This window comes from Enterobacter cloacae complex sp. ECC445, from assembly GCF_021892025.1.
In the GTDB taxonomy this organism is placed as follows: Bacteria; Pseudomonadota; Gammaproteobacteria; order Enterobacterales; family Enterobacteriaceae; genus Enterobacter; species Enterobacter chengduensis.
Genome location: NZ_JAKLRZ010000062.1, coordinates 1 through 596, shown reverse-complemented (window position 1 = coordinate 596; position 596 = coordinate 1). Strand labels below are relative to the sequence as shown.

1 protein-coding gene is annotated in these 596 nt (G+C 56.5%); it reads right to left on the bottom strand.

The genetic code is table 11. The features are described 5' to 3' along the window. On the bottom strand, positions 1-596 hold a 596-nt coding region (locus L6R44_RS24830), incomplete at both ends, for an IS110 family transposase (protein ID WP_237425702.1).

Here is a 596-nt window from a genome sequence, read left to right as displayed (position 1 = left end):
ACCGCTGACATTGCCGCCATGTACAGCGCTGCACGCACCGCACTTCGTCCTCCCCAGATACATCGTTTTCCTTTCATCTTTCCGCTGTCATGGGCATAAGGACACACGCCTACCAGTGCGCTGATTTTACGTCTGTTAAGTTGTCCCAGCTCCGGCAGCATCGACAGCAGAACCGCCAGCGTTGTCCGTCCTATACCCTTGACTTCTTCCAGCAGCTTCACTTTCTCCTGCCATAGCGGCATCACTTTTATCTGCTGGTCGATGTCGTCATCCGTGTCCTTTATCTCTGCGTTAAGCCAGTCAATATGCCGTTTGATACCCATCCGGATAAGTTCATCAGTGCAGGAGCCGTAGCGGTTCTGCTCCATGGTTCTGTTGTCCACCAACTGGCGGCGGCGGGATACCATCATGGCGAGACGCTGCGTCTGTTCGTCCGGAGCGGGTCTGATATCCGGTGTCATCCTGCGGCCAAACTCGCAGATGATGCGGGCATCGTTCGGGTCTGTCTTGAACAGCGTCCCGAGAGCGCGGGCGAAGTGTTTGACCTGAGCAGGGTTAACGACGGCGACAGGCAGCCCGGCAAGTTCAAGCGTGGC